This window comes from Paenibacillus motobuensis (assembly GCF_039521865.1).
In the GTDB taxonomy this organism is placed as follows: domain Bacteria; phylum Bacillota; class Bacilli; order Paenibacillales; family Paenibacillaceae; genus Fontibacillus; species Fontibacillus motobuensis.
In genome coordinates this window covers 143,391-165,780 of the sequence record NZ_BAAACX010000027.1, presented here as the reverse complement: position 1 = coordinate 165,780, position 22,390 = coordinate 143,391, and the positions used below count along the sequence as shown (strand labels likewise).

18 protein-coding genes and 2 pseudogenes are annotated in these 22,390 nt (G+C 44.1%); 15 read left to right on the top strand and 5 right to left on the bottom strand.

Annotated elements, in window-relative coordinates; genetic code table 11:
• Nucleotides 1–698: 698 nt before the first annotated feature.
• Nucleotides 699–2,531 carry a glutamine--fructose-6-phosphate transaminase (isomerizing) gene (gene glmS / locus ABD014_RS23855; protein ID WP_343865612.1) on the top strand — a complete coding sequence of 611 codons (1,833 nt, stop codon included), beginning with the start codon at nt 699–701 and terminating at the stop codon, nt 2,529–2,531.
• A gap of 494 nt (nt 2,532–3,025) precedes the next feature.
• On the opposite strand, the gene ABD014_RS23850 is transcribed toward glmS, so the two are convergent.
• Nucleotides 3,026–4,162: a hypothetical protein gene (locus ABD014_RS23850; RefSeq protein ID WP_343865610.1), complete on the bottom strand. Its 1,137-nt coding sequence runs from the start codon at nt 4,160–4,162 to the stop codon at nt 3,026–3,028.
• A 320-nt stretch (nt 4,163–4,482) separates the two neighbouring features.
• Between ABD014_RS23850 and hcp the strand changes: the two genes are divergently transcribed.
• The 7 genes and pseudogenes from hcp to ABD014_RS23815 all read left to right on the top strand — a co-directional run bounded on the left by hcp (nt 4,483) and on the right by ABD014_RS23815 (nt 11,765).
• Complete coding sequence (gene hcp, locus ABD014_RS23845; RefSeq protein WP_343865608.1) at nt 4,483–5,775, top strand: hydroxylamine reductase; 1,293 nt, start codon at nt 4,483–4,485, stop codon at nt 5,773–5,775.
• A gap of 472 nt (nt 5,776–6,247) precedes the next feature.
• Nucleotides 6,248–6,364, top strand: a pseudogene (locus ABD014_RS23840) (alpha/beta hydrolase); the annotation flags it as partial.
• A gap of 106 nt (nt 6,365–6,470) precedes the next feature.
• A complete protein-coding gene (locus ABD014_RS23835) occupies nt 6,471–6,980 on the top strand; it encodes a YfiT family bacillithiol transferase (RefSeq protein ID WP_343865606.1) in 510 nt (169 codons plus the stop codon).
• 400 nt (nt 6,981–7,380) lie between these two features.
• Entirely contained in the window at nt 7,381–8,181 is an 801-nt protein-coding gene (locus tag ABD014_RS23830) for a response regulator transcription factor (RefSeq protein ID WP_343865604.1), read from the top strand.
• Between the two features lie 285 nt (nt 8,182–8,466).
• Nucleotides 8,467–9,870, top strand: a complete 1,404-nt coding sequence (locus tag ABD014_RS23825) for an ABC transporter substrate-binding protein (protein WP_343865602.1) — start codon at nt 8,467–8,469, stop codon at nt 9,868–9,870.
• 65 nt (nt 9,871–9,935) lie between these two features.
• A complete protein-coding gene (locus ABD014_RS23820) occupies nt 9,936–10,907 on the top strand; it encodes a carbohydrate ABC transporter permease (protein ID WP_343865600.1) in 972 nt (323 codons plus the stop codon).
• Nucleotides 10,908–10,910: 3 nt separating this feature from the next.
• On the top strand, nt 10,911–11,765 hold the full coding sequence (locus ABD014_RS23815) for a carbohydrate ABC transporter permease (protein ID WP_343865598.1): 855 nt from the start codon (nt 10,911–10,913) through the stop codon (nt 11,763–11,765).
• Between the two features lie 78 nt (nt 11,766–11,843).
• Here ABD014_RS23815 and ABD014_RS23810 read toward each other — a convergent pair whose 3' ends face one another.
• Nucleotides 11,844–12,452, bottom strand: a complete 609-nt coding sequence (locus ABD014_RS23810; protein ID WP_343865596.1) for a DUF1796 family putative cysteine peptidase — start codon at nt 12,450–12,452, stop codon at nt 11,844–11,846.
• Between the two features lie 489 nt (nt 12,453–12,941).
• Between ABD014_RS23810 and ABD014_RS23805 the strand changes: the two genes are divergently transcribed.
• The 6 genes from ABD014_RS23805 (at nt 12,942) to ABD014_RS23780 (ending at nt 19,566) form a co-directional block, all read left to right on the top strand.
• The gene (locus tag ABD014_RS23805; protein WP_343865593.1) at nt 12,942–14,516 is read left to right on the top strand and encodes a Vga family ABC-F type ribosomal protection protein; all 1,575 of its coding nucleotides are present in this window, start codon (nt 12,942–12,944) and stop codon (nt 14,514–14,516) included.
• A 90-nt stretch (nt 14,517–14,606) separates the two neighbouring features.
• Entirely contained in the window at nt 14,607–14,951 is a 345-nt protein-coding gene (locus ABD014_RS23800; RefSeq protein ID WP_343865591.1) for a YxeA family protein, read from the top strand.
• A gap of 143 nt (nt 14,952–15,094) precedes the next feature.
• Nucleotides 15,095–15,787 (top strand): response regulator transcription factor, encoded by a 693-nt coding sequence (locus ABD014_RS23795; RefSeq protein ID WP_343865589.1) that lies wholly within the window; start codon nt 15,095–15,097, stop codon nt 15,785–15,787.
• Entirely contained in the window at nt 15,784–16,767 is a 984-nt protein-coding gene (locus ABD014_RS23790) for a sensor histidine kinase (RefSeq protein ID WP_343865587.1), read from the top strand. Before ABD014_RS23795 ends, ABD014_RS23790 begins: the two co-directional genes overlap by 4 nt.
• A gap of 137 nt (nt 16,768–16,904) precedes the next feature.
• Nucleotides 16,905–17,669 (top strand): ABC transporter ATP-binding protein, encoded by a 765-nt coding sequence (locus tag ABD014_RS23785; protein WP_343865634.1) that lies wholly within the window; start codon nt 16,905–16,907, stop codon nt 17,667–17,669.
• Nucleotides 17,656–19,566 carry an ABC transporter permease gene (locus ABD014_RS23780; protein ID WP_343865585.1) on the top strand — a complete coding sequence of 637 codons (1,911 nt, stop codon included), beginning with the start codon at nt 17,656–17,658 and terminating at the stop codon, nt 19,564–19,566. The genes ABD014_RS23785 and ABD014_RS23780 overlap by 14 nt, the downstream gene beginning before the upstream one ends.
• 66 nt (nt 19,567–19,632) lie before the next feature.
• Here ABD014_RS23780 and ABD014_RS23775 read toward each other — a convergent pair.
• Nucleotides 19,633–19,944 (bottom strand): annotated as a pseudogene (locus ABD014_RS23775) (gfo/Idh/MocA family oxidoreductase); the annotation flags it as partial.
• A 202-nt stretch (nt 19,945–20,146) separates the two neighbouring features.
• Between ABD014_RS23775 and ABD014_RS23770 the strand changes: the two are divergent.
• Nucleotides 20,147–20,851, top strand: coding sequence for a helix-turn-helix transcriptional regulator (locus tag ABD014_RS23770; protein WP_343865583.1), 705 nt, complete (start codon nt 20,147–20,149; stop codon nt 20,849–20,851).
• A gap of 143 nt (nt 20,852–20,994) precedes the next feature.
• Here the strand turns inward: ABD014_RS23770 and ABD014_RS23765 are convergent, their stop codons facing one another.
• The gene (locus tag ABD014_RS23765; protein WP_343865581.1) at nt 20,995–21,429 is read right to left on the bottom strand and encodes a GNAT family N-acetyltransferase; all 435 of its coding nucleotides are present in this window, start codon (nt 21,427–21,429) and stop codon (nt 20,995–20,997) included.
• 34 nt (nt 21,430–21,463) lie between these two features.
• Nucleotides 21,464–22,075 carry a flavin reductase family protein gene (locus ABD014_RS23760; RefSeq protein ID WP_343865579.1) on the bottom strand — a complete coding sequence of 204 codons (612 nt, stop codon included), beginning with the start codon at nt 22,073–22,075 and terminating at the stop codon, nt 21,464–21,466.
• Nucleotides 22,076–22,390 lie beyond the last annotated feature (315 nt).

Here is a 22,390-nt window from a genome sequence, read left to right as displayed (position 1 = left end):
AGAGTGCTGTCTAGGCGGCTTTATTGCGTCATATGAAAGTCAGTAAGATCATAATTGCGGATTTGCTCACAAATGCTCTATGGCCCTCTACAGTTGGTGTATAGCCCTTTAATTGGAGGGGGGAGAGCTGGATAGTCTTTCGGGAGAGTGATGAATGATTGCAAAATGGAACGTAGATGCATATAATAAGCATATTCAAGTATAGAGAGTGAGGATCGTGAGGTTACAAGCAAGATAAGCGCCAGAGCTTGGTTTCGCGCGGGAAGAGATTTGGAGCGGTTATCTGGGTGACGCTGCAAAGAATCTTGTACCGGCAAATGCAAGCTGACGAGGTGGAGGTGTTCGAAATGTTCGGCGGGGACCTCTCGGTGTGGCATCACACCGTAACCGTAAAGGCAAAACGAACAGGCGACTGTTCCGACAAACCTTACGGATGGATGCAGGATAGTTTAATTTTTGATGAGTTAAACTCATGAGTGTACGCGAGAGATGGAGCGGAAGAATCCGCGGTGAACGGAGCAGCAGTGGACATTCATGAAAAAAGAACGTTGGGCTGATGTGATTTTCATATTTTTCATATCGTAGAACCTGCACTTTGATAATTGAATAGTTCTGTCTCTGTATACCGTGCGGTAGGTCTTCCGCTTCTATTCTGCTTGCGATCATAAATGCAGAATTGAACGGAGGATTATATAAATATGTGTGGTATTGTTGGATATATTGGGAAGAGAGACACGCAGTCGGTATTAATTGAGGGGCTTAAGAAGCTAGAGTATCGCGGGTATGATTCCGCGGGCATCGCTGTGTATACGAACAATGGGTTGAAGATTACCAAGGCGACTGGACGACTAGCCAATTTGGAGCACAAATTGGAGGATGCGCCATTGGTAGGCAGCGCCGGAATTGGACATACACGCTGGGCAACTCATGGCAAGCCGTCTGATGTGAACTCTCATCCTCATACGGATCACAGTAAGAAGTTCTCTGTGGTGCATAACGGGATCGTTGAGAACTATCTGGAACTCAAGGATGAGTTGATCAGCCAAGGCTATGAATTCGTCTCAGAGACGGATACTGAGGTGATCTCTCACCTGTTGGCACGTGAGTACAATGGTGATATCGTAGCGGCCGTTCAGAAGGCGATTAGTTATATGCGTGGCGCATTTGCGCTTGGAGTGCTGACGGAATATGAACCGGAGAAGCTGGTTGCTGTACGCCAAGCCAGTCCGCTTGTTATCGGGATTGGTGATGGCGAGAACTTCATTGGTTCCGACATCCCTGCGTTGCTGAACTATACACGTAAAGTGTATATTCTGAACGACGGAGAGATGGCTGTATTGACTAAGGATGCTGTCGAATTGATGACCATTGAAGGGAATTTTATTTCTCGGGAAATGATAAATGTCGATTGGGATGCAGTCACTGCAGAAAAAGGCGGCTTTGCTCATTTCATGCTTAAGGAGATTCATGAGCAGCCTAAGGCATATCGTGATACGATGCTGGGCCGGATCGATGAGAGTGGACGTCGTATCGTTCTGCCTGATCTGCACCTGACCGAAGATAAGATACGGTCGATTAACAACGTCCACATCGTGGCGTGCGGAACTGCGTATCATGCTGGCCTAGTCGGGGGATCCGTGATTGAGCGTCTCGTTAGGATTCCGGTAATGTACGACGTCGCTTCCGAGTACCGCTATCGCTCACCGTTGATTACTCCAGAGACGCTGGTGATCGTGGTTAGCCAGTCCGGGGAGACTGCAGACACATTAGCTGCTTTGCGCGAAGCGCAAGCGAATGGAGCCCATGTACTGGCGATCACGAATGTGGTGGGCAGTTCAATTGCCCGCGATGCGGATGATGTCATTAACACGCTCGCTGGTCCGGAGATTGCTGTTGCTTCGACCAAAGCATATACGTCGCAATTGATCGCTTTCTATCTGTTCAGCTTGTATCTGGCTCAAGTTCGAGGTACCCAGACGGCTGACGAGATCGCGCATATCATCGCAGCAATGCATGCCTTGCCAGAACAAGTGGAGAGCATGCTGGCTAATGTCGATGCCATCAAGGCGTATGCTGAGCACATCGCCAAGCACGAAGATTTGTTCTTCATCGGTCGTGGCTTGGATTATGCAGTGGCCATGGAAGGGTCGTTGAAGCTGAAGGAGATCTCCTATATTCATTCCGAGGCCTATGCTGCTGGCGAATTGAAGCATGGAACCTTGGCATTGATTGAAGAAGGCATTCCGGTCATCGCTCTGGCTACGCAGGAATCCGTGTTGGAGAAGACCGTCAGCAACATTAAGGAAGTGAAAGCCCGTGGCGCCGATGTCCTGGCGCTAACACATGAGGAGCATGTTGCCGGCCTCCTGAAGTCCGTCGACCAGGCCTTCGCCATTCCAAAGACGCTGCCGATCCTTACACCGGCCTTGTCCGTCGTGCCATTGCAACTGCTCGCTTACTACGCTTCCCTTGCCAGAGGCAATGACGTAGATAAGCCGCGGAATTTGGCGAAGAGCGTGACGGTAGAGTAAAGGGAGTAGTTAGAAGTTAATGTTGTTAAGTGATAAAAAAGTGTTGAACCAGTAAAAAAACTGTGGAACCAGTAAAGAATGTCTGGAACCGTTGAAGTTAGTCCCGATGAGATATCATCGGGACTATTTTTTTGAATTTATGAATACAGTAGGAAGTCGAATAAAAACAATCAGAAAGATAACTGGGTTAAATCAGATTAAATTCGAACAGGAAATAAATTCGATTCAATACTTGAGAAAGTTAAAACCCATGAAGACAAAAGGATATTATTACTTCTATTAAAATAAAGTTAAAACTTATCGAAAACTCAAGCTAAGTGTTTTATGAAATTAAGCACTTTCATAGTGAACTAAAATAGGGCTTTTTTCAAAACAATACTTGCTATTATACATAAATACCTACATTTAATTCCATAGGGTAATCTGAATATTATTTACAATGCCCGGTGTTATTATATGTTCGTTACATAAGAGTCTTCATCTCCTTTAACTCATTATCGCTTGAATTGCACATTCATTATTCTCCATGGTGAATAGACAGATTCTCGTACTAGCTCGAATTGGAGAGATACGCTTTGCTCCAACTGGTTCTTGCGTTTCATTATGATGGGTATCACTAAATGTTCCGTTAATCCATACTCTTTGTCTTTTAAGGTGGATCTTTTTCTGATTATAATTCGAAATGCAGTTCCGTCCTCCAGCTCTTTTAGAAAAGTGTTTACCGTTTCTGTATTTGCACCCTCCAACACGGTTTTAATAAGATCAGAATCCCGTTGCGACAATGCTCCAATAAATGTCTGCGCAAGCTTATCGGGAGATAAGCTGTTGAGAAATTCACCCCTTCTTCCAGCAGCCGTGTAAACCATCAACTGATGAAATAAATCCGGATGAACAGATCGATGTGTACAGCTGCTTAAGAAGTGAATGCAGAAGTGCCCCGAGAATCCGTTGTCCGGAATTCCGTCCCCTCCATGAGGCATCCCATTCATAGAAGCAGCGATCCTTGTATTATTATCTAAGACGACAATTATCGCTCTTCGATCCCAACTCCAGCGATTATCAAATATCTGTTTCATCGTCTTCGTGTCCTCTTTGGTTAGTGGCTGCACATCAGCATGCCTGCTTCCAGCACGACGTTGCGCACGGAATTCTAAGCCCTTTTCCATATCTATAATAGAGAACTTGCTTTTCTTCGGAAGTAGTTTACTGACTTCACTCCAAGGGAGAATCGATCCATAATGACTTGCCCTCAGAGACTTAGCATGCGCCTCTAATTGTATCGTTGCTTTACGAGTCAGGACTAGACGTGTTAATTCAGTTTCATTCCATAAGGCGCCGGATTTCTCCATTCGAAAATGACTTGTCTTGCCATATTGTATGATCGTTATGAAGATGTCGGAGAGTCCAGCAGAGCGTTCTGCCTTTTCTTCTTTACTACCCTTCAGTAATTGAAGAGCTGCCGCATCTGTTAAAACCGTTTTGTGTTCATATGCTGCAGAAGGATTTATCCGTACACAGATGGTAACAGTAACTGAAGGCGTCTTGTTGTTAGCATAGACCATTACAGGTCCATAAGAAAAAATGGATAGAAGGAGAAGGAAGATAAGGGAGCGTGTTACTAACGGGATCATGTTCAGGCCTCCAATAAGCTGATATCTGAATATAGCGCATTCGAATGCAGTCGGGATTTAAATGTCGTCTAATAGAATAGCTTACAACGCATGTACACTTTTTATTCAATAATCAGAATTGTGGAGGCATGGCGATCAGCCATAAGAAATATGGGCTATATAGAAGCTAGGAAAATCCGCGAATTCATGGCATGGTAGTGATTTGACTTTACAGTTCAAGAACTCGAAATAAAGAATGTGAGTACAATCACACATGGATTTTTTTGGTTTTGTTACGTTGATGATAACGATCTATCATCTCATTTATGGGGGTTAACGATATGTTTTGTTATCAGTGTGAACAGACACCGGATGGTGGCTGTACAGTTGTTGGGGTATGCGGCAAAAATGAGACTATAGCGAGCTTGCAAGATACGATGATTTTTGCATTAAAAGGGATTGCAGCCTATGCGACGCATGCCAGGCAGTTAGGATATAGCGATCCCGAGGTGGATCGAATTACTCACGAAGCCTTGTACATGACCTTGACCAATTCTAACTTTAATACGCAGGAGCATCTGGAGATGGCGATGAAGGTTGGAAATGCGGCAGTACGGATCATGGACGTGCTGGATCGCGCGCATACAGATCGCTTTGGCATCCCGCAGCCGATAACAGTCAGCCAGAATAAAATTGAGGGTCAATGTATTGTAGTGACAGGACATAATTTGTATGCACTGGAGGAACTGCTGCGGCAGACAGAGGGGAAGGGCATTAATATATATACCCACTCGGAAATGCTGCCTGCTCACGGTTATCCGCAGCTTAAGAAGTACGGACATCTAAAAGGCAATATAGGCAAGGCCTGGTATGATCAGCGTAGGCTGTTCGAGCGGTTCCCCGGTGCAATTCTCGCTACAACGAACTGTGTGATGCCGATTAAAGGCACATATGCGGATCGCTTCTTCTCTTATGATGTAGCGGGGCTGGAAGGTGTCACGAAGATTATGGATAATGATTTCTCTCCGCTGATTGAGCGTGCTTTATCGCTACCTGCGGCAAATATAGAATCTGAGCAGGTGCTCACGACTGGATACCACCACGAAACCGTGATCGGACTCGCTCCTGAGATTATTCAAGCCGTCAAAGACGGACATATCCGCCGCTTTTTCGTCATTGCAGGCTGCGATGCACCGGGTACAGGCGGGAATTATTACCGCGAGTTGGCGACTTCCTTGCCAAACGATACTGTTATTTTAACTACATCTTGTGGAAAATTCCGTTTTAATGATGTAGATTATGGTACCGTAGGAGATACAGGCATTCCCCGTTATATTGACCTTGGGCAATGTAATAATTCAGGTTCGACCGTGAAAATTGCTTTGGCTCTGGCTGATGCTTTTGGCTGTACTGTAAATGAGCTGCCCGTCAGCATCGTGTTGTCTTGGTTTGAGCAAAAAGCGGTCGCCATCCTACTGGGGCTGTTCAGCCTCGGCATTCAAGACATTCGCATCGGACCGAAGCCGCCCGAATTTATCTCTCCGGGAGTGCTTGATGTGCTGGTAGAGATGTTTGGATTGAAGTTGATCACTACCGCCGAAGAGGATATGAACGCAATGTTGGCACTGTCGTAGAGCGCCCCCTAAATTAATAGCCAATCTAATTAATCTGAAATAGCTTGACCCCTCTGGATGACGATAATCTAGAGGGGTGTTTCTTCTTCTAATCCTAAAGTATGGACAAATCCTTGAACAAAGTTATATCCTTTAATTGGTCTAATAGACACCGAAGATGGAGGAGAAGAATGAACGCAGTTATCGATCAAAGGAAATGGCATTGGCCCGATTAGAAAAAGTGGATCATACTTTTATGGGCTGCTTGTTCTTATTTAATACCCCATCTATTTTATCGGCCTCGGTTTATAAAGTTCCAATATTATTTATGGCCGAGGTGTTGTTAACGGGTTCTTTGTTTATTTACTTATCGAGCCAGTATGAAATATCAGTAATTCTAAATTGAATGAAGATAACGTGTAACATTCCTAGGGCAAAGGAAGTTTAATGATCATGATTAAAGCGGCAATCGTTGAAGATCAAGAGAAATATGATTGAAGCGGATCAAAAGGAGTTTATTTCTTTTGAGGAATCAGCTCATTATACGCAATTTGAAGAGAAGGAAAAGTTTTATAAGTGGATGTGTGATACATTTATAGTAAAAAAATAGGGTAGTTAGACTTTTCAGGCTTCAAGATTTTAGAGATATAATTGTAAATATAGTGGACGACGTGATCCTAGAATTGGTGAAGTTATTAAAGTGAGGAAGATTAATAATGGATAAAAGATATCCAATTGGACAATTCAGTTGTCCAATTGAAGTTCAAGAAAAAGATATTCAGCTGTGGGTTAAAGAAATGACTACACTACCTAATCGTTTAAATATGTTAGTCCTATCCCTTGATGAATTAGAATTAACAAAAACGTATAGAGAAGGTAGTTGGAATGTACGTCAACTTATTCATCATATTGTCGATAGCCACATAAATGGTTATATGCGAATGAAATTAGCTTTGACAGAAGTAAATCCATTGGTGAAAACGTATGAAGAAAGCGAATGGGCCAAACTAATAGATTATGATTTGCCTATTAAAGTTTCATTACAATTATTAGAAAGCTTACATGAACGTTGGACCAACTTACTTAAAAACCTAACAGCTACCCAATTACAACGTACATATCAGTATCCAAATGGTAGTAAAATGAGAATAGAACAAAGCATTGCACTTTACGCATGGCATGGTAATCATCATTTAGCGCATATCGAGCAAGCTTTAGATAATTAGTATTTTGAGGGTTTGATATTTATCATGATGATTCCAAATGGGGCACCTTCGGGAAGCCCTTTTATTTTGGAGCAAAGAATATGAATTAAGGCAGCAAGAAAGAAGAAGCAGAGGAGAATTAGTGTAGATTTTCAGAAGATTATCGCACAGGAAATAGTAAAAATTTAAACTTGATCTTGTGTTTGTTCAATGATAAAAAAGAAGTACTTAAAGAAAATGATAACACAATAATGATAGCAACTGGGGGTGGTCCTAATGGTAAATATCAATGGGCTATCCCTGTTTTTATTTGGAGATTAGGATGTCTAATACATAATAAATAATCGATGCTGCATCGTAACCAATTTTTCAAAGGCAATCAGGGCAAGAGAAATAATTTGTATCCGAGGGGGCGAATGCCATGAGGAGCCGAACGATTCTTATCGTCGATGATGAACCGAGATCGAGAGAAGGAATGAAGAAGATACTCGGGGTATGGGCAGCCGGTCAATATGAAATCCTCACGGCGAGCAATGGGGGAGCCGCTCTGCAAATTCTTGAGAAGACTCCCATAGAACTGATGATTACAGACATCCGTATGCCGGAAATCAGCGGTCTTGCTTTAGTAAGTCAAATGAGGGCGAAAAGGATTCAGCGTCAACCTTCCGTTATTTTTGTATCAGGTCATGCTCAGTTCGAGTATGCGCAGGAAGCGCTTCGTTTGTCCGTGGTGGACTACTTGCTGAAGCCGGTTGGCCGGGAGAAGCTGATTGCATCCGTAGAGGGTGCTCTGAAGGCAGGGGAAGAGAAGGAGCATCTCGTCTTCATGCGGAAGACGGCTGATCCGCAGCTCATGGCCATCAGGGATGAAGAGGCCGTATTGAGCGAAGCGGTCCGTCAGGCGATGCACTATATAGAGACACATATAGATGAAGCGATAAGTCTGCAGGAAGTTGCCGGGCATGTGCATCTGAACGGGAGTTATTTCAGCGCACTTTTTAAGGAGCAATGCCAGATCAATTTTAGCGAATATGTCACCCGTAGGAAATTGCAGAAAGCGAAAGAATTGCTGCTGAAGACGAATCTGCCTATCGCAGAGATCGCCTGCCGTAGTGGTTATCAGAGAGTCAATTATTTTAATAAACTGTTCAAAGAATATGAAGGAATGAGTCCGGGGCGGTATCGATCAATGAGGAACGGAATGGAGGCCCAAATTCAATAGTGACTCAGTTAAATATAAAGATTGTAGAGATGCCAGGGGAGAGGTCCATGGTGTCTTTTTTTGAATTCCAACTGATTGGGTTTTGAAAAAAATGAAGCCAAAGTCTAAGTTTTGATTCAAAAACCAAACTTTGTGAACGCGGGTTTATGCAATTTGCCCAAAATCCAAAAATAGTGGAATTTTCCCCAAACACAGGCTCCTTATGCTCAGAGAATATAGGATTTATAATTGTGTATGCGGTTACATAAAAACCGAACAATGAAGAAAAAAAAGGGGAGGCAAAGTATGAAAAAAATGAAACGTGTTTTGGTAGGGCTGTCTTTACTGCTTGTAATGTCATCTGTACTCGCAGCGTGTGGAGGAAAGTCAAATACATCGAACTCACCGAACTCAAGTCCAGCACCAGCAACCAACAATTCTAACACCCCAGCGCCGACAAATAACGAGAAAGTAACCATTAATCTCTGGAGCTTCACGGACGAGATTCCTAAAATGACGGAAAAGTACATTGCAACTCATCCTGACGCAAATGTTGAATTTAAAACAACAGTAATCGCAACTACCGATGGAGCTTATCAGCCAGCTCTTGACCAAGCTCTAGCAGGCGGCGGTAAGGATGCTCCGGACATCTACGCAGCTGAAGCAGCTTTCGTGCTCAAGTATACACAAGGCGAGGCATCCGATTATGCCGCCAACTATTCTGATCTGGGTCTTGATGATCAAATGGTTAAGGATGCAGGTATCGCTCAATATTCCGTTGATATCGGCAGTAAAGATGGCCAACTGAAAGGTCTCGGCTATCAAGCAACTGGTGGCGCCTTTATCTATCGCCGTTCACTAGCGAAAGATACATTTGGAACGGATGATCCAGCTACAATCAAGAATGAAATTGGACCTGGTTGGGATAAGTTCTTCGAAGCTGCTGCGAAGCTGAAGGCTAAAGGATATGGTATCGTATCTGGCGACGGCGACATTTGGCACCCAATCGAGAACAGCTCTGACAAGGGTTGGATTGTCGATGGCAAGCTTCATATCGATCCGAAGCGTGAACAGTTCCTTGATCTCGCCAAGAAGCTGAAGGATAATGACTACTTTAATGATACTCAAGACTGGCAGGAAGGTTGGTTTGCAGATATGTCCGGTACTGGACCTAAACCGGTCTTCGGTTTCTTCGGTCCTGCATGGCTCATCAACTATACATTGAAAGATAATGTGAAAGATACTTTTGGTGACTGGGCTGTTACTGAGCCGCCAACAGGCTTCTTCTGGGGAGGCACATGGCTGCTCGCTAACAAGGATGTAGCCAAGGACGATGCTAAGAAACAGGCAGTAGCAGACTTTATCAAATGGGTTACGCTCGATACTTCTGACACGGGCCTCCAATATTTCTGGGCTAACGGCACGATGAAGGATGGCGAGCAAGGTACGAAGGACAGCGTTGCATCCTCCGTCGTTATGTCAAATTCAAACGGCGAAACAGCATTGGTCGGCGGGCAGAACATGTTCGACGTGTTCGTTCCAGCTAACGCTAACGCTTCAGGTAAGAACTTGACCCAGTATGACGAGTCTATTAACACTATCTGGCGCGATCAAGTACGTCAATATACGGCAGGCAGCAAGGATCGCGATAGTGCGATCAAGGAGTTCAAGCAGCAAGTCAAAGACCAACTTGGCATTGATAGCGAATAAGAAGGAATTGGAGGGGCGGGGGAGTTCCCCCGCCCCTTTCCATATCAACTAGTGAGGTGAGGGCCATGCGTCGTAAAAATGTCAACTATTCGAGATTCGGCTATATTTTTACCTTTCCGTTTGTAGTTGCATTTCTGATTTTTTCGCTATATCCAATTTTATACACCGCAGTTATTGGATTCACCGATATGAAGGGATTAATACCAAAACCAATCCATATTATGGATAATCCTTTTCAAAACTTCAAAGATCTCCTCTTTGATAATCCCTTGTTCATTAAGTCTCTGCAAAACACGGCACTGCTCTGGATTGTCAACTTCATTCCTCAGATCGGTCTTGCGCTTTTACTCACTGCATGGTTCACGAATCGGCGCCTTAACATAAAGGGACAGGGAGCATTCAAGGTTCTGCTCTATATGCCTAATATTATCACTGCGAGTACGATCGCCGTACTCTTTAGCTCTCTGTTTGCATATCCGATGGGTCCCATAAATAGTTTATTTCAGATGCTAGGATGGTCCGACGCTCCAATCTACTTCCTCCAGAGTAAGGCGACAGCGCGTGGTATTGTGTCGTTCATCCAGTTCTGGATGTGGTACGGCAACACGATGATTATTCTGATTGCAGGAGTTATGGGCATAAATCCGGCTCTCTTCGAGTCTGCAGCGATCGACGGCGCGAACGGAGTTCAAACCTTCTTCCGGATTACGCTGCCGAGTTTGCGTACGATATTGTTGTTTACCCTGATTACATCAATGGTCGGCGGTCTTACGATGTTCGATATTCCGCAGCTGTTCCTTAATGGCGGACCAGACAGCTCCACGACTACCGCAACCATGTTCATCTATGGTCAGGCCTTCAAAGGCAGTTACATGTATAACCGCGCAGCAGCTGCGAGTATGATCCTGTTCGTGATCGCTGCGATATTGTCAGGCCTAGTGTTCTATTTAATGCGGGATCGTGATGCGGCTAAAATAAAAAAAGCGGAAAAAATATATAGACGGTCTGCTCGTGCAGTAGCTGAGAGGGAGGTGTAACACATGGAAGAGACTAAAAGAAGCGGATCCGCTGGCTTGAAATTAAGCAAAGTGATTATCTATATTGTCTGCATTGCTTTGGCGATTCTCAGCATCTTTCCGTTTTGGATCATGTTTGTAAACGCCACACGCTCATCTGTTGAAATCCAAAGGGGTCTTTCACTACTTCCTTCTACCCACTTTATGGATAACTGGCATGTGTTGATCAATAAGAGCTTCGATCCGATTCGAGGATTCTTGAACTCATTCATTATTTCTGGTTCAGCGACAATCCTAACGGTCTACTTCTCGTCCCTGGCAGCCTATGGACTCGTGACTTACAATTGGAAACTACGTAATGCATTCTTTACCTTTATCCTGTGTATCATGATGATTCCTTCTCAAGCAAGCGCAATTGGATTCTATCAGTTCATGTATAAGCTGCACTGGACGAACAACTTCCTTCCATTGATTCTACCTGCGATTGCGGCGCCGGCAGTGGTGTTCTTCATGCGCCAATATTTGCTGGCAACGTTGTCGCTAGAAATCGTGGAAGCAGCGCGTGTAGACGGTTCTGGTGAATTCAAAACGTTCAACCGAATTATTCTCCCGTTGATGATTCCGGCAGTAGCGACGCAGGCTATCTTTGCCTTTGTAGGTAACTGGAACAACCTGTTCATGCCGCTGATTCTGTTGACACAGAAGGAAAAATATACGATGCCGATTATGGTGAGCTTGCTGAAAGGCGATATTTACAAGACGGAATTTGGCTCGATATACCTAGGTCTGGCTTTGACGGCATTACCACTGTTCATCGTGTACTTCCTGTTATCACGCTATATCATTGCGGGTGTAGCATTGGGGGGAGTCAAAGAATAACTTTGTCATACAGGTAGAAATCAGGGACAGGAATATGGGGGAGGCAAGGAAAACGCAGGGTTCCTTGCAAATCCCCTTTTAATTAAACCCTTTCATAATGAGATCCCAATGATGGTTTGAGCCTCTCCAATCCCTGCCTGATGGAATTGTGACAGAAGACACGCGCTGCAATCCCCAATCTTCATAAATGACGCCTTTTTCCGACTGATTATGGAAATTAACGATGAGCATTCTGAAATCCTTGTGCGAAATGTCATATAAAGCTTGTTCCAGGAGTCGCGCTTCCGATCTTGAAGTTTGTGTACGCACGAAACAAACGGGGCCGGTTTTTATCGTTTTTAAAAATCTGGACACCCTACGGTCCAATTTATCTTTAAACTGGGGGTACAACTGGTTAGGATTATAAGGAATGGGGAAATCATGATACGAATCTATCTGGTATTTCATATCACGTAAAACATAATGATTATCGACTATGTTTATAAGACGCAAATGGTTTAATTCCATAAATCCATTGAACCTTGCATTGAGAAGCTGGGAAAGTTTCGGGGAGGAAAAGGAGATAAACCAATCAAGTGGACCACTAAATTTGCGGAGTTTCAATCTATTTAATTGATGCGCAGTCTGGCACATTGCTCCAAGGCTGATAAATGCATGGTAAGTTCCTCTGTTTTGATTCCAATCCAATGATCTTCACCTCAAATTCAAATAAATGGGCGAATATACGCGAATACATAGCATTTCCCTATTCATTTCCTATTGTATGGGTATCTAGGAATTTAGCCTGTTCAAATGCCTAGATGATAATTGTTTGCTGCTCCCGAAAAAAACAGTGAAAAATCAAAAGGGTTGGAAAAGATTCGAGAAACATTGACACTTGCTACTTTTTACAATAATCTTAATAAAAAGAACGAAAGGGTGACCCAACTGAAATGAAGTACTAATCCTATTTGTTGAAGAGAACAATTGACGGTGATTTTAAGCAGATTCATACTGCTTAATTCGTGATGCCGTCAACTGTTAATTTTCAGAATAGGATTGGATTTCTATAGTTGGTCTGAAGGAGCATTCTTATAAGAATCTCTTTTGGTGTACACCTATATATAAATGCCTCCTATTCTGTATGGACTTAGGGGGCATTTTTTGTCTCCTGCACAAATGAAGGGAGATGTTTGTATGTTCTTAATGGAAGCACAACATATCAAATATTACGTACAAGATCGCTTATTGCTGGATATCGATCAGTTACAAGTTTATAAAGATGCCCGGATCGGGTTGGTAGGCCGCAATGGCTGCGGAAAGACAACGCTGCTGCAAATTTTAGCGAATAAGATTGTTCCGGAAGAAGGACATGTGGTTAGCCATGTTCAATGTGAACTGTTGCCGCAGTTCAAGCGCACCGATACGACTAAGAGTGGCGGTGAAGTTACACAGGAATACATTCAACAGGCGCTGGTCAGAGACCCAATGCTGTTATTTGCGGACGAGCCGACGACGAATCTGGATACCCAGCATATCGAATGGATCGAGAAGAAGCTGCGGGAGTGGCAAGGGGCATTTATTGTGGTCTCCCACGACCGGGCGTTCCTGGACGCGCTCTGCACAACGATCTGGGAAATCCACGAAGGCAAACTGAGGGAGTATATTGGGAATTACAGTGATTACCTTAAGCAGAAGGAATTAGAGCAGGACCAGCGGCAAGCAGCTTATGAGAAGTATGAGAAGAAGAAGGCACAGCTGGAGGAAGCCTTAAGGCTGAAAGAGAGAAAGGCCGAAAGAGCGACTAAGACTCCCAAGAAAGTAAGTAATTCAGAAGCGCGGATTACAGGAGCGAAGCCTTATTTTTCTAAGAAGCAAAAGAAGCTGCAACAGACGGCCGCTGCGATTGAAACAAGGTTGGAAAAGCTTGAAAAAGTCGAGAAAGTACGGGAGCTGCCGCCACTAAAAATGAATTTGCCGAATGTAGATACATTTATAAATCGGATCATTATTCGAGTTGAGGATGTAGCTGGAAGAATCGGTGAACGTACATTGTGGAGCCGGGCCAGCTTTCAGATTCGGGGTGGTGACAAATTAGCGGTCACAGGTCCGAATGGCAGTGGGAAGACGACGCTAGTGAAGAAGATCATCGGGCAAGAAGCGGGCGTAACCCTTTCTCCCTCGGTGAAGGTAGGCTACTTCAGCCAAAATTTAAATATACTTGATCTGGATAAAACGATTCTGGAGAATGTCCAATCGTCTTCAAAGCAGACGGAAACCGTAATACGGACGGTCCTAGCCAGAATGCATTTTTTTAGAGAGGACGTCTATAAACCTGTCTCTGTACTAAGTGGCGGGGAACGGGTGAAGGTAGCGCTAACCAAGCTGTTCCTGAGCGATATCAACACGTTGATTCTAGATGAACCGACGAATTTTCTAGATATGGAAGCCGTTGAAGCGCTGGAGTCACTTCTGAGGGAATATGAAGGCAGCGTAATCTTCGTCTCCCATGATCGCCGCTTTATTGATCATGTGGCTACACGGGTTATGACGATTTGTGATCAGAAGATAGAACTGTTCGAAGGGACCTATCAGCAGATGAAGCAAGCTCCTCCTAAGAGCAATCATGACGCAGAGAAAGACAATTACCTTGTGCTCGAGACGAAAATTACAGAGGTGCTGAGCCGTCTAAGTATCGAGCCGTCCCAAGAATTGGAGCTGGAATTCCAGCGGCTGCTTAAAGAAAAGAGAGAAATGAACAACCGTACCTAACATTACACGAATGTAATTGAATTGAAAGGAAACTCGATTCCTTACTTCTGTTGCTCTGTTATAAAGTTAAGGCAGGAGGAGGAGATACAAATGAAAGGGATAAAACTTCTGGTTACTATATTTAGCTGTGTATCTATGTTGATGTTATTTGGTTGTAGTAATGAAAATCAGGTGCTATTCGAAAAAGATTATTATGTGCAAATTGGTGATAAGGTAGAGCAATCTGCTCATAATGATGAACAATATATCTATAATGTGACAGGCTACGATAACGATGGGCAAGAGAAGGTCGTGTCCTTCTTTTCTGAGAAAATGTATGACAAGGGAACGCTGATTCGTATTCCTCGCAGCATTGAGGGGTATACTGGTGAACCTACGGTAATTGGTGCGGATGAACTCCCTGAGAAAGTAAAGGAGAAGCTCAGCCTCAAGTGAACATTGGTTTATGATTTTGTTGATTGGCCTGTATGGAGTTTGTATGTTTTACTCTATACAGGCTTTTTATTTACTCCAAAATATGTAGATAATAGTAAGAAAGATTGTTATTTATGATGTGAATGTTAGGTTAGGTGATGACTATGTATCGAATATTGTTGGTGGAAGATGATCAATCGCTTGCGGAATTACTGTCCGGTCATTTGCAGAAATACGATTATGAATGTAAGGTTTGCTCTGACTTTAACGATATATCAGGGGAGGTTGAGCAGTTTGATCCCCATCTGATTCTGCTGGATATTAATTTACCGAAATATGATGGTTTCTATTGGTGCCGGAAAATCAGGCAATTCTCAACATGTCCGATCATTATTATCTCTGCACGCAGCAGTGAGATGGAGCAGATCTATGGCATAGAGAATGGGGCTGATGACTATATTACCAAGCCCTTCTCGCTAGAAGTGGTGGTCGCTAAGGTGAACGGGCAGATTCGCAGAACTTACGGGGATTATGCTGCCAATCAATCAGAGCGTACTGTCGTTCGCGGTGAGCTGAAGCTGTATCTGGAGAGCCTGATCATGGAACACCAGGAACAACAAGTGTCGTTGACCAAGAAGGAAGCGATGCTGGCCTGCATGCTGTTAGAGAATGCTCCAAAGGTGTTGAGCCGGGAGACCCTGCTCTCCAAGCTATGGGATGATGAGAGCTTCGTGGAGGAGAACACACTCAATGTGAATATCGCTCGACTCCGCAAGAAGCTGCAGGATGTTGGAGCGGATGCCGAAATTGAGGCCGTGCGCGGCGTGGGATACCGTTATGTAGAGGAATCGGTATGAAGTTGTTTATCAGGGATCATTTATCCATTGTAATTCTTTATTTAGTTACATTCTTGGGCTTATTCCTTCTATATGATTGGTTGGACGGTTTTGAGGGCGGTGGAAAGGGATATTTTGTCTTTGTAAGCTTGGTTCTTCTGTCATTATTTCTTCTTTACCGGTATTTTACGCATCGGAAGGTGTATGGGCAGTTATCCTCCAGACCGACCAAGCCAGAGGATATGCTCATTCAGAATCCGCATTCGGTTCTGGAGGAAGCCTATGCCCAGAGTATGCGTGCCAATTTGCAGCTATATCATTCCCAAATGAACCATTTGAAGAACCGACAACAAGAGTATCAGACAATGCTGGGTCATTGGGTGCATCAGATTAAGACTCCGGTGTCAGTCATCAGTATGCTCACACAGATGAATGAAGGCAATGAAGATTTCACTAAGATACAGGCGTCCGTTAACAAGATCAATTACAATTTATCGCAGATCCTGACTTATCTTCGCACAGAGGATTTTGCCGCAGATCTTAAAATTGAGCAGGTGCCGCTAAGAAATGCCGTGTCTGAAGTGATCAACGAATTGAAGGATTTCTTCATCTCCAGCTCCGTCTATCCGAGCATCTCTATCGAAGGAGATTTATCAGTCTATACAGATCGAAAATGGCTGAAAATTATGCTATACCAGGTCATGAATAATGCCATTAAGTACAGCGAACCAGGCAAGAACGTCCAAATGGCAGCAAAAATAGCGGAGGATGCCGTTGTACTCAGTATTACGAATGAAGGAGCCGGGATCGAGCCAAGTGATCTAAACCGGGTGTTTGATTTGTTCTTTACCGGTGAGAATGGACGAAGGTTCGGCGAATCTACAGGAATGGGATTGTACCTGGTGAAGAAAATAGCTGGTATGCTGCAGCATGAATATAAGCTGGAATCGATTGTCGATGGGGCTACAACATTTTATCTATATTTTAAAAATCATGATTAAGGTCATGATTTTTTTATATTACGAACTTGTAAGGGAACTGAAATGAAGGTGAATTGTTGGTTTGTCGTATACCACTTATGATGAAGAGGCTTCAAAGAGCAGAAGCTTAGTATACGACAATGAAGTAAGGAGAGGTTATAAGTATGAAAATATTACAAGTGCGTCAGCTTGAGAAAACATATGTCGGTAAAGTTAACTATACAGCTCTGAACGACGTTTCCTTTGAAATGGAGCAAGGGGATTTCGCGGCGATTATGGGGCCTTCCGGAAGTGGAAAGACGACACTTCTGAATTGCATCTCTACGATTGATATCCCCAGCGGTGGAGAGATTACCGTGAATGGACAGCAGCCACACTCCATGAATGATGGAGAGCTAGCCAAATTTAGACGGAATGAGCTAGGCTTTGTGTTCCAGGATTTTAACCTGGTGCATACGCTGACGGTCCGAGAGAATATTCTACTACCGCTTACCTTGGACAGCGTTCCTATACCTGAGATGGAGCAGCGCTTGGAGCAAGCAACCAAGCTGCTGGGGATCGAGTCGTTGCTACCTAAGCGAACCTTCGAGATTTCCGGGGGACAGGCGCAGCGGGTAGCCGTGGCCAGAGCGATTATCCATCAGCCTTCGCTGCTGCTTGCGGACGAGCCTACGGGGAATCTGGATACGAAATCGGTTAAAGATGTGATGGAGCTGTTTAAGTCCATTAACCAGACGCTGCAGACAACCATTCTTATGGTCACACACGATCCTTATGTGGCGAGCTTCTGTAACCGCGTTATTTTCATTAAAGACGGCAAGCTATATAACGAGATCCATCGCGGTAACCATCAGGGGGATTTCTATCAGAATATAATGGACACCTTGACTTTCCTTGGAGGTGGGCGAAGTGACATTCAATAACATTGTTCTGAACAATATTTTGCGGGATAAATGGACGTATATCGCTTATTTCCTAAGCAGCGTATTTTCGATTTTCATCTTTTTTTCGTTCTCGGTATCGATGTTCCATCCGGATCTGTCGATCATTGCGAATGGTTCAGCCCTATCCTTGGCGATGATGGTCGGCACGATAATGGTATATCTTTTCTCATTTGTGTTCATCTCCTATTCGGTGATGTCATTTATGAGGATAAGGCAGAAGACGCTGGGGCTGTTCGTCATCATGGGGGCTTCTAAGCGGCAGATTAAAAAGATGGTCTTCCGAGAAAATATGTTTATCGGCATCGCGGCGATCGTTGCGGCGCTTGCGTTAGGACTTGTATTTGCGCCATTATTTTTGATGGTAACTCGGAAGGCTATGCAAGTGGAAGGATTCGCGATGTATTTTCCAATCAAGGCCATAATCTTGACTTTGGTGATGTTCTTCATTCTATTCTTGCTCGTCTCATTCTTCTCTCCGCTGTTCATCCGGAAGCAAAGAATCATCCAATTGCTCAAGTCGGATAAGAAAACGGAGGCAGAGGTCCGCTTCTCTCCAATCACTTTGGTTCTTGCGTTGATCGCAACGGGAGGAACCCTGTCTATGATGACGATTGGGCGCAACGCAACGTTCGTGCGTCAGATATCGGGTAACACTCTGGGGGTACTGTCCTTATTCATTGTCTTCGTAACCGGATTGTATTTCTTATATATGCAGCTATCCATGTTCGTGTTGAAGATTGTTCAGAAGCAGAATCGTTATCTTCAGAAGACGAATATGCTTACCATATCCGGAATGAAGTCGCAATTGCGTAGTAACGTGAAAATGATGTATCTTGTCTCGCTGCTCCTGATGGGAACGTTCTTCTCTATTGTGGGATTGTATAGTGCGAATGTGAATGTAGAGCAGAAAACGAAGGCGAATTATCCGTTCGACTACATGTACGTATCTCATGCAGATAACCCGCATGAATCGGAGCATGTGGAGATGCTACAGCAAAGCCTGAAAGATCAGCCCGGCTATACCTCCTATAAATATGATGTTCTCTACAATGAGGAGCGTGGGAGACAGGCCATCATCTCTCTAAGCAATTACAATGCAGCGATTCAAGGGCTTGGTGGAGAACCCATTTCCTTAGATAAGGATGAAGTTTATATGATTAGTGGCTTGTCTAAGGAGAAGGCCGATCTAAGAGTTCCTGACCATATTCAAAAGATCCTACAACAAGTGAATATGACCCCACAGGTCGTGGGGGGGAGCAGTCGGATAATCATGCCTACCGGTTACTTTAATCATTTCATGGTTGTATCGAATCAGGACTATATAGTTATTGAGCGGATACAAGGCTTGAAGCTGATTCATGTGTTTGCTTATAACGTCGACAACTGGAAAGAGGACGTGGCTACCACACAGGCTCTAATGGATAGCATAGGGTTAAGTGATCATGGGGAATTTGGATTCTTCAGCGCAGGAGATCTGTTCGCTATGGAGAAGACCTCGAAAAATTTAATGTTCTATGTAGGCTTTATGCTCAGTTTGATATTTATGATCGCAGCGCTCAGCATGATCTATTTCCGACTAATTACGGATCTGGACAAGGAACGCGAGAAATATAAAGGCATTATGAAGATTGGGCTCTCAAAGAAGGAGTTAACGTCGATCGTTTCCCGGCAGCTTGCTGTATTAATGTTTGTACCTTTTGTGGTAGCGAGCTTATTCTTTTTCACTGGCGTGTTGTTCCTGCGAGAGGTAATAGGCGGTTCACTGGGTACCGTAACGACATCCTGCTTCGTCATTTTTATGACGATTCAATGCTTGGGGTATTTCGTAATAAATGCCAAATATAGAAAGGCGCTAGTTAAAGATCTAGTGCAATAATAGGACGGTAAGTTGAATAATCCCGATGACGTTGATGTCATCGGGACATTTTTTACATAATCAGCCTTACTTCGATATTCCCTTCGGGAACTGGATTAGATCGTCGACCTTGATAGGTTGGCCGGTACGGATTGAGCGGTTGGCTGCAATGCCGGTCATGATCGACATCGCTCCGTCGATATGAGAAGCAGCACGATTGAAGCGATCCTCTTGCTTCTTATCGAAGATGTCGCGCAGCATCACGGGGTCGCCGCCGCCATGGCCACCTACGCCTTGCTCGATCTCGACACGGTAGGGTGCTGCAAAGTGAGGGTATATCATGATGTTCATGCCCTGTAGTGCGCCTTCATCCGCCTTATCGCCGCCAGAATTGACTCTGCCCGACCTCCGGTACCTACGATGACGTATTTCTTTTTGGACAAGATGATCACTTCATTTACATTGGTATAAATCTATTTTATAGTATATGAAATGCAAGAATCTAAGCATTTATTAGTCATTTCAATAAAAACTATGCATATTTTATCCTAAATTGCATGTCCCAAATGTTCAGTTTTCAGCAAGAGGGTAGGGATGTTATGTGAGTACAACACCATACTTTGCCGTAGAGCAGATCAAGCGGACCAGGCATTTTAATATGGATTCTGATCATTTTCATGAGAGCTATGAAATCTATTATTTACTGTCCGGAGAACGGTACTACTATATTAATGATCGGGTTTATGCTCTGCAGGTCGGCGATCTGCTGTTCATTAACAAGAACCATTTACACCGAACGATGAGCAAGGGACGGTCCTCCCATGAGCGGATATTGGTTAATTTCGATGACCTGTTCATTGAGCCGTTGCTGAGCTTGGGAGTGGGGGAACTGCCTCTGTATAACGGGGAGAGCTTCTTGCTTCGTCCAGATGTACATGAGCAGGGGCGGATTGAAGATCTGTTCCATACCATGCTGCGTGAGCAGAAGGAGGCAGGAAGCGGGTCAACAGAATATTTGAATAAAGAATATAGGCAGAAGCTGACTTTACCGGAGATTGCTGAGCAATTCTACATTAGCGAGACCTATCTTTGCCGTATTTTCAAGCAGACAACGGGATTCACCGTCATTGAATATTTGAACTATATACGAATCCGGGAAGCGCAGACCCTGCTGCGGGAGACGGATGATAAGATTACGAGGATTGCTGAGGAGACGGGCTTTGATAGCATTGCTCATTTCGGCAGGGTGTTCAAGCAGATTGTGAAACGTTCTCCGCTGCAGTACCGCAAGCAGAATCAGATATGAAATAGAGGAAGAGCGATATGTCTGTAATCAGTATTGTACCTTGCATTCTGCTCTTCTTCATCGCTCAGAAATACTTCGTGGAAGGCATATTGACGACGGGGTTGAAGGGTAGGAGATATAGTAAATCCCGATGATTGCGATAATCATTGGGATTTTAATTTCAGATTTAAGATCGGATAGGGGCGGCCTTCGCCATCAGTCGGTTTCTCGCCGACAACGGTGAAGCCGCTTTTTAAGTAGAACCATATGGCATTTTCATTGTCCTTGTTCACATCCACGCTTGTTACTCCATAATCGTCGATCAAAGATCGGATAATTTGTTTCCCGTACCCTTTTCCGGTAAGATCGGGATCAAGAAATAGCATTTCGAGATGGGATTCGTGAACCCCTGAGAATCCGATGAATCGATCTTCAATATACCATAGTCGTACATCAAGATGTGGAAAGTATGAGGGAATCTCCTCCTTTAGCTTGAGCCTATCATCGACAGCCAAGAAATGATGGGTAGCTATAACAGACCTCTCCCATAGATCCAGAATAAGACCATAGTCCTTCTCCAATGCTTTTCGATTTTGCATGTTAGTTGTCTCCTCTCATATGGCTTCTGCTTATTTACTCTGGACGTGCAATTGCGAAAATTTCACCCAGCTTCGAATAGTTATTGCCAGCAAGGCGACTGACTGGCTTGAGCTTCTCGGCATCAATTCGCCCATTCTCATACAGATTATCCTCGATATGGAAGCAGACAACTCTGCCGATAATAAGGTCACAGGTCGGGGATGAAGGCGTTCCGCCTAACTCAATCGCTCTCTCCAGCACGCATTCCATACGGATTTTGGCTTCGGCTATGCCGGGGACTTTGATCTTATCACTGGGAACGGTGGTGAGCTTCGCTAGTTCTACTTCACTCTCTTTCGGCGGAAGATTGGCAGCCGTCTGATTGATCGCTTCGATATAATCCTCATCTGAGATATGAACGACAAACTCTCCCGTCTCTATGATATTTCTTGAAGTATCCTTATAGTCGCCTTGTTTCCGTTGAATCGATACAGAGATCATTGGCGGGTATGCGGTCACGACATTGAAATAGCTGAACGGAGCGGCATTTACTACTCCAGCATTGGACTGTGTTGTAATGAACGCTGTAGGGCGCGGGATGATGCTGCCAATTAGCAGCTTATAATTGTCTCTTTCAGCCTGATTTTCCGGGTAGATCGTTAACATAGGTCACCTCTGTTTATGTAGTATTTTAGTGTGCCCTGGGGTTCGAATTCAATAAGAAAGCGGACCAGGGGAAGGTTCTTAATTCAGACTGTCGATTGGGCTTATGCAAAAATCAATCCCGTTTGAAGCTCTAACGAAACTACAGATTGCTATTTTTCCAAAAACAGCGGGAAAATTAATCTAACGAAACTCCATATCGTTATTTGAGAGAAATACAGACTTTAGGCCACCTTTTTGCTTCAATAGTGATACCCAGTTTCGTTACAATTTGGAGCAGCCCTTTTCGGCCTAAATAGCGATACCCAGTTTCGTTAG

What these genes read in the sequence shown, in the direction of transcription:
- glmS (WP_343865612.1), top strand. Translation starts at nt 699, where the DNA reads ATGTGTGGTATTGTTGGATATATTGGGAAGAGAGACACGCAGTCGGTA.
- ABD014_RS23850 (WP_343865610.1), bottom strand. Translation starts at nt 4,162, where the DNA reads ATGATCCCGTTAGTAACACGCTCCCTTATCTTCCTTCTCCTTCTATCC.
- hcp (WP_343865608.1), top strand. Translation starts at nt 4,483, where the DNA reads ATGTTTTGTTATCAGTGTGAACAGACACCGGATGGTGGCTGTACAGTT.
- ABD014_RS23835 (WP_343865606.1), top strand. Translation starts at nt 6,471, where the DNA reads ATGGATAAAAGATATCCAATTGGACAATTCAGTTGTCCAATTGAAGTT.
- ABD014_RS23830 (WP_343865604.1), top strand. Translation starts at nt 7,381, where the DNA reads ATGAGGAGCCGAACGATTCTTATCGTCGATGATGAACCGAGATCGAGA.
- ABD014_RS23825 (WP_343865602.1), top strand. Translation starts at nt 8,467, where the DNA reads ATGAAAAAAATGAAACGTGTTTTGGTAGGGCTGTCTTTACTGCTTGTA.
- ABD014_RS23820 (WP_343865600.1), top strand. Translation starts at nt 9,936, where the DNA reads ATGCGTCGTAAAAATGTCAACTATTCGAGATTCGGCTATATTTTTACC.
- ABD014_RS23815 (WP_343865598.1), top strand. Translation starts at nt 10,911, where the DNA reads ATGGAAGAGACTAAAAGAAGCGGATCCGCTGGCTTGAAATTAAGCAAA.
- ABD014_RS23805 (WP_343865593.1), top strand. Translation starts at nt 12,942, where the DNA reads ATGTTCTTAATGGAAGCACAACATATCAAATATTACGTACAAGATCGC.
- ABD014_RS23800 (WP_343865591.1), top strand. Translation starts at nt 14,607, where the DNA reads ATGAAAGGGATAAAACTTCTGGTTACTATATTTAGCTGTGTATCTATG.
- ABD014_RS23795 (WP_343865589.1), top strand. Translation starts at nt 15,095, where the DNA reads ATGTATCGAATATTGTTGGTGGAAGATGATCAATCGCTTGCGGAATTA.
- ABD014_RS23790 (WP_343865587.1), top strand. Translation starts at nt 15,784, where the DNA reads ATGAAGTTGTTTATCAGGGATCATTTATCCATTGTAATTCTTTATTTA.
- ABD014_RS23765 (WP_343865581.1), bottom strand. Translation starts at nt 21,429, where the DNA reads ATGCAAAATCGAAAAGCATTGGAGAAGGACTATGGTCTTATTCTGGAT.
- ABD014_RS23760 (WP_343865579.1), bottom strand. Translation starts at nt 22,075, where the DNA reads ATGTTAACGATCTACCCGGAAAATCAGGCTGAAAGAGACAATTATAAG.